Annotated in this window: 5 protein-coding genes and 2 pseudogenes; 2 read left to right on the top strand and 5 right to left on the bottom strand. The window is 53.2% G+C overall.

Annotated features, from left to right (window positions below; all coding sequences use genetic code 11):
• From G1E_RS20620 to G1E_RS20610, 3 genes and pseudogenes are all read right to left on the bottom strand, one after another.
• Window positions 1-545 (bottom strand): annotated as a pseudogene (locus tag G1E_RS20620) (hypothetical protein); the annotation flags it as partial.
• 179 nt (window positions 546-724) lie between these two features.
• Window positions 725-1,540 carry a hypothetical protein gene (locus tag G1E_RS20615; protein WP_009681512.1) on the bottom strand — a complete coding sequence of 272 codons (816 nt, stop codon included), beginning with the start codon at window positions 1,538-1,540 and terminating at the stop codon, window positions 725-727.
• Window positions 1,541-1,591: 51 nt separating this feature from the next.
• Window positions 1,592-1,810, bottom strand: coding sequence for a hypothetical protein (locus G1E_RS20610; protein ID WP_009681511.1), 219 nt, complete (start codon window positions 1,808-1,810; stop codon window positions 1,592-1,594).
• A 357-nt stretch (window positions 1,811-2,167) separates the two neighbouring features.
• On the opposite strand from G1E_RS20610, the gene G1E_RS20605 reads away from it, so the two are divergent.
• Window positions 2,168-2,851, top strand: a complete 684-nt coding sequence (locus tag G1E_RS20605; RefSeq protein ID WP_009681510.1) for a metallophosphoesterase — start codon at window positions 2,168-2,170, stop codon at window positions 2,849-2,851.
• Between the two features lie 134 nt (window positions 2,852-2,985).
• Here G1E_RS20605 and G1E_RS20600 read toward each other — a convergent pair whose 3' ends face one another.
• Complete coding sequence (locus tag G1E_RS20600) at window positions 2,986-3,318, bottom strand: hypothetical protein (RefSeq protein ID WP_009681509.1); 333 nt, start codon at window positions 3,316-3,318, stop codon at window positions 2,986-2,988.
• 463 nt (window positions 3,319-3,781) lie between these two features.
• Here G1E_RS20600 and G1E_RS20590 point away from each other — a divergent pair, with 463 nt between their 5' ends.
• Window positions 3,782-4,099, top strand: a complete 318-nt coding sequence (locus G1E_RS20590) for a hypothetical protein (protein WP_009681507.1) — start codon at window positions 3,782-3,784, stop codon at window positions 4,097-4,099.
• Between the two features lie 446 nt (window positions 4,100-4,545).
• On the opposite strand, the pseudogene G1E_RS29745 reads toward G1E_RS20590, so the two are convergent.
• Window positions 4,546-4,825 (bottom strand): annotated as a pseudogene (locus tag G1E_RS29745) (hypothetical protein); the annotation flags it as partial.

The raw sequence follows: 4,825 nt of genomic DNA, 5'->3' as shown, positions 1-4,825 counted from the left end.
GAAACCAGGGGCGATTCAGAGTTTTCTTTGAAGCGCTTGCCAAGAGTTATCGTCTTGTCAATGTTTTCTATGATCTCTAGGTATGATTCCTGTGGAACCTTAAAGTGCTTTTTGAGCCATAATGTCTTGTAGACTTCGAGATTTTTGTATGAGAACCTGCTTTCATTGCTGAGCACCCCACATTTTCTTAGCATGAACTGCCGGTATTCTTGATCATACTTCGAAGCAAAAAGATAAATGCCAATCACTTCAAAGACGGCGGCGGCGAGGCTAGAAAGAAGCACGAAGAATGGTGACGCATCATGGTTAATGGCTGAAATGGCCAAGAAAAAAATGGTCAGGGTAAATGAGATGAATGCCAGCTTGTATGACCTTGTTTTAGGTGCTGAGACTACAGTTGAAGTTCCAAATGCTAGATTGAACTGGATTGCGATTTTTTCGATTTTTTCGAGGGTCAATATTTCCAATGGTTTGCTTCTCATGTGTTGATAGGTGTTTGTTGGTTTGCAAGTTGAGTCTGAAATGTAGCCATCTTCAAAGGTCAAGACTTACCCAGATGAAACCAATGGTGGTGCAATGCATTTCCTCGCTGAGTCTTAGTCTGTGCTATCAGTCTTCTTTCGAAAGCCTGGAATTACCAGCGAGCTCTTGTTTATGCGCTTGCGCGTGAGCCCAGTCTCAAGACGGCGGGGCGCTATGTTAAATCTATGAAAGAGATACTGACCTAATCGCAGACCTGCACGGGCTTGCCATCGACGATCCTGTATTTTCTCGGAATAACAGTCATCGGGTTCGCTGTGAAGCTCTCGACCGTTGTAATCTGAGTGATGTCCGATAGATCGCCGATGTTCAGCTCTAACGCGCCACGATCGTTCAGAGCCTCAGGCTCTGCCCCGAAGCACAGTCGGTACTCTCGTTGCCAGGCGTACTCAATCGGTTTTCGGAACAATCCTATGGGCCCGCTGTAGTTACTGAAGTCTACGTAATCGACTTGACCGTAGCCTCCTTCAAAAAAAGGAGAATTGTATAGATGGGGATGGGCCTCGATAGCTTGTGAAAGCCTTCTAGAAAATTCTGCGTGATTTATAATGCGAAGGACATGGGTACCAAACTCTTGAAATCGTTCACTGAATCGCAGTTCTCCGTTCTCGAGTCCCCAAATTTTGCCATCATGTGCGGCTGAGACAGATCCAAGGCAGTAGATCATGACAGTTTCAGGTCGAGGCAGATTCAGGGTCATCACCGTTTCAGGACTCAAAATCATTTCGTCCTGACCCTCGACCTGGAGCACGAGCTCGCTGACAACCCCATCTCTGAGTCCGGAGCTGAGTTTGAGATAAACATTCTCCAGCTCGTCCTTTCGAAGCGCAGCGCCGGCTTCACCTTCAAGCTTCGCGAAATAGTCGACGCTGTTCATGTAAAGCAGGCCGCGTTGAAGCGCCTGTAGTCGATCGAGATTTGCTACCTTGAAAAGCATCCAGCACTGCTTGTTCGGAAGGCGATCAGGTACCGCTTGCATCCGGACTTCACCAGTTATCATCTTGGCCCCTACCTGTACAGAATCATTGATCATTCATTGGAGTAGGACTGACTACGGTTTGACGCTGGCGGCGACTAGCTCTGCAATCCCTGATCGTACGGCATCGATGTTGTCGTCCAGGGTTGCAAGGGCTCCATTGACGTTGTCCACAACCGTTGCAGCTCCTCGGTCACCAACCCATTTGGCTAACTCTTCGACGGCGGCGCGCAAGGCATCCTGGTTATGGCTCAGGCGTTCAAGGACTTCAGCGGCTGTCCGTAGCTCTTTCATGATTAGCGTGTCCTGATAAGGTTGGCAGCAGACCTTGTATCACAGCCTCAGTTAGTAAAGCTGGCATCTGATCGTTACGTACTAGATTTCGCAACAAGCGGAGCGCTTAGGAGTGATGGATGTCTGCAGGGCCGAGATTGCGGCGCACGCCGGGGACTTGGGTTCACCACAGCCGACTCCGACTGGGTACGCCCACGCTATCTGAACAGGAACGTCAGCACGTGGACTACAACTGCTAGAGGGCAATCACTACCCCTAGGCCTCTGGTGCGTTTGCTGCTCCTCTACTGGAGGCAAATCACCGAATTTATCAAGTCGATTAAACCGTGGAGGATCTTGGAGTGCGTGGGGGAAAAGAGTGATTTGGTTTTTGGGTGACGTACATGGACGCTTTGATCATGTCATCAGGTTGGTGAAGCTTCACCGTCCCAAGGCAGTGGTATTCCTGGGTGACCTTGAATGCAGTTTGCCCTTGGACATGATCCTTCGCCCGATCCTAGAGCAGACAGAGATCCGGTTCATTCACGGCAACCATGACACGGATCGCCCAGCCTATTGGCATAACCTCCATGGCTGCGGCCTATCCGAGCGCAGCCTGCATGGCCGTGTAGTGGAGATTGCTGGCCATCGTATAGCAGGGCTGGGCGGCACCTTCGAGTCGCAAGTCTGGCTGCCAGGTAGCCCTGATACCGGCATCCAGAATTACGGAGACTTCCTTGAGCATCTAGCGCTCCGGCCACAGCAGCCAGACATACTCGCGACGAAAAGGCAGCACGCGCTGTCAGCAATTTATCCGGATGATTACTTCTCGCTCGCCATGGAGAAGGCGGATATTTTGGTCTGTCATGAGGCACCTAGCTGCCATCCCTACGGCTACTCAGAGATCGATGAACTCGCCCAGGCCATGGGGGTTAAAATGGTCGTGCATGGCCATCATCATGACTGCTTGGATTACAGGTTGGAGTGGCCCAATCTGGGGTTTGAAGCTTACGGTGTTGCGTTCAGGTCGGTCATGGCTCTGAACGGCCAAGTCATCCTCTAACCGTTACAAGGTAGCTGTTGTCGCAAGCGGAGCGCGCCGGCGTGACGGATGGACGCCCGAAGGGTCGAGGCGTCGGCGTACGACGATGGCTCGATTCACGACAGCCGGGCCTGGCAGGGCACGCCCTCATCGCTCTACAGAGTTTTCAACATCCGCTCCAGGGTTTGATGCTCCCAAGTCGATAGCAGAGCAACCGGATCTGTCCGACCACCTGGATCGAACTCCCAGCAGTTACCCTCCGGGCTCACGCACCGCTCGCAGTAGTCCAGTTCATCACAGTCGTTGTAGATAGTGATCCGCCATCCCTCTACATCGATCTCGAAATGGCAGGCGTATAGCTGTTCCCAGGACTGGCTACCGACCTTGGTCATTGTCCGCCGCTCGAACACCACCTCTCGCAGTACCTGGCAGACTTCCCGGGCCGTCAGCGCGCCTAGGGAAGTACCAGCGCAGTCGCCTAGAGTCATACGCAGCTCTCCTCGCTCATCCGATCGAGGATATTACCTTTTGCATAGAGGGGCGAGGTCATGGCTTCAGTCGACGAAAGCTTGGATGAGGCTCGCATCATTGAAAGGGCCCTACTGCGTATCAAAGCCATCGACTTAGCCAAGGGCGTAGACGAAGTCACGTACAGGTTTGGCCTTGCCACTGGATATATCGCGGCAGCCCTAACCTGTGGAGTCTTGAGCAACGATCAGAGAAAGCGGCTTCTGGTTCTTACGGAACAGACTCAGGAATCACACCCTCGCTCGAACGGTAGCTCTGGCAGGTTCGATTGATGGATATGCCTGAAGAGTACAAATGTGCTCCTTGCGGATACATCAGACTCGTTGCTGCTCCTCGGCTGGGCCTTCTGCATGGAAGAAATCCTTTTGCTGCTTCTGGCGCGCATCGGCTGCCAGGAAGCTAACAGCTCACGAGATCTGCGCCATGTATCCAACAACACCAGACGGTCGCTACTTCGTAGTCAAAGGTCAGCTCTGGCGCTGCAGCAATCCCGCGCTGTCTGATGAGGAGCGTCAGCACCTGGTGCACGACTTAATGGAAGCACGGCGAGCGGTGAAGGAAGCCAAAGCACTGGATGATCAAGACAAGCTGCATGCCGCTCGAGCAGCGGTGGATGATGCGAAAGTGGCACTAGGGGAGAGGGGCCCGGTGTGGTGGGATGACGGTAGCCCGGACTACAACCGTCACAAGGCAATCAACACACCCTACGCTGAGTGGTACCGCTCACTGCCCGAGCCATAGCGATCATATGCGCGGAGCTGTTTTAAGGCGTTATGGCCCATAGGCACTAAGGTGGCGCCTGCCGAAGCGCCATCTTCCTTTCTGCACCGAGTTCAAGGTGCCCGTCAGCGAAGACGATTGCGTCTGCCCTAGGCGTGAACGCGTTTTTTGGTGACGTCTTCCGGCAGCGAACCGGAACCTGTTGCTCAGAAAAATTATCGCTAGGACATAATTATTGCTGAGCCATAATTTCAAATAATTCTCCAGTCTCCGAACCGGCCCTCCTGCTTCTGAGCTGGCGACCCGATCAGAAAGGGGCTCAAGCGATTAAACGTGGTGGCTTCATAGCCGGCGTTTAGCCAAACTCTCGGATGGCCTGCTGCACCTACACCCTTCTGTCACAGCACTGCATCGATTTTTCGGGCGGAAGCCCGCCTAAGGCTTTACGCTCGCCGCGACCAGTTCCGTTATGCCTTGCCGCACGGCATCAATGTGTCGTCGAGGATCACCAGAGCTCCGTTCACATTACCTACCACACTGTTTGCTCCTCGATCACCAACCCATTTGGTTAGCTCTTCGACGGCGGCGCGCGAGGCATCCTGGTTATGGCTGAGGCGTTTCGCGCGGCGATGCATGACGCAAAGGTGGCCTAAGGAGAGCGGGGCCACGTGTGGTGGAGTGATGGCAGCCCAGACTTTGATCGCCGCCAGGTAATGAATGGTATCGCTCATTAGGGAATCTCCGAAC

The sequence above is a fragment of the Pseudomonas sp. TJI-51 genome, from assembly GCF_000190455.2.
Classification (GTDB): domain Bacteria; phylum Pseudomonadota; class Gammaproteobacteria; order Pseudomonadales; family Pseudomonadaceae; genus Aquipseudomonas; species Aquipseudomonas juntendi.
The sequence above is the reverse complement of the archived record's forward strand: the minus strand, read 5'-3'. Positions and strand labels throughout refer to the sequence as shown.